1 protein-coding gene is annotated in these 1,496 nt (G+C 68.4%); it reads left to right on the forward strand.

All coding sequences use genetic code 11. The annotated features are described in order from the left end of the window. Positions 1-1,496: condensation domain-containing protein (locus NGM28_RS28345; RefSeq protein WP_252092535.1), on the forward strand; the 1,496-nt coding region annotated here is incomplete at both ends.

Genomic DNA, 1,496 nt, shown 5'->3' on the forward strand with positions numbered 1-1,496 from the left:
CGAGCGGCTGGAAGCCTTCGTCGATGCCTTGAACAAGGTCATCGGCCGGCATGACGTGCTGCGTACCTCGGTACTCTGGGAGGGGCTGCCGCAAGCGGTGCAGGTAGTCTGGCGGCGGACGTCGCTGGCGGTGTTCGAAGTGGCTGACGAGGCGCAAGTCGCGCATGCACTGCCGCTGGCGCAAGCGCCGCTGGTGCGCCTCTACCACTGGCAGGACCCGCACGGGCCCGGCCTGCTGGCGGCGCTGCGCTTGCACCATATCGTCCTCGACCATGTGGCGATGGAGGTGATCGGCCGTGAACTGGCGGGCTACCTGCAAGGTGCGCCGGTACCGGCCGAACCAGGCGTGCCGTACCGCAACTATGTGGCGCAGGCCCGTCTGGGCGTCAGCCAGGCCGAGCATGAGGCGTTCTTCCGCGCGCAACTGGGCGATATCGACGAGCCGACCTTGCCGTACGGCCTGGTTGACGTGCAGGTGGATGTGCAAAGCATCGAGGAGGCGCAGTTGTGGCTCGACGACACCTTGGCCGCGCGCCTGCATCAGCAGGCCCGGCGCCTGGGCATCAGCGTCGCCAGCCTGTTCCACCTGGCCTATGCACGCCTGCTGGCCGCAGCCAGTGGCCGCGATAGCGTGGTGTTCGGCACCGTGCTGCTGGGCCGTCTTGAAGGGGGCGAGGGCGCCGAGCAGGCTCTGGGCATGTTCATCAACACCTTGCCGCTGCGCCTGGACCTGGCCGGCCTGAGCCTGCGCGAGGCGGCGCAGGCCACCCAGCAACGCCTGAGCGGGCTGCTGGCCCACGAGCACGCCTCGCTGGCGTTGGCCCAGCGTTGCAGTGGCGTGGCCGCGCCGACACCGTTGTTCAGCGCCATGCTCAACTACCGCCACGGCAGCCAGGCCAGCGAGGCCCAGCGCCAGGCCGCGCAGGGCATCGAGACGCTGGAAAGCAAGGAGCGCAGTAACTACCCGCTGGGGGTGAACGTGGACAGCATCGGCGAGCGTTTCCGCCTGGTGGCCATGACCCCGGTCGAGGTCGGCGCGGCGCGGATCTGCGAGCAGTTGAGCCAGGTGCTGCAGCGTATGGCCCAGGCGTTGGACGAGCAGCCGGAGCAGCTATTGCTGCAACTGCCGGTGCTGGCTGCGGCCGAGCGCTTGCAAGTGCTGCGGGGCTTCAATGACACGCGGGTGGACTACGACCTTGAACAGACCCTGCACGGGCTGATCGAGGCTCAAGTGCGTCGGACTCCGGACGCCGTCGCGGTAAAAGCCGAAGAGGGCGAGCTGACCTACCGCCAGCTCGACGAGCAGGCCAACCGCCTGGCCCATCACCTGATCGCCCTGGGTGTGAAGCCCGACGATCGTGTGGCGATCTGCGTGGAACGTAGCCTGTCGATGGTGGTCGGCCTGCTGGCCATCCTCAAGGCCGGTGGCGCCTATGTGCCGGTGGACCCGGAGTACCCGGCCGAGCGCATCCGCCACATGCTCAGTGACAGCGCCC

It is taken from the genome of Pseudomonas sp. MWU13-3659 (genome assembly GCF_023757525.1).
GTDB classification, from domain to species: domain Bacteria; phylum Pseudomonadota; class Gammaproteobacteria; order Pseudomonadales; family Pseudomonadaceae; genus Aquipseudomonas; species Aquipseudomonas entomophila_E.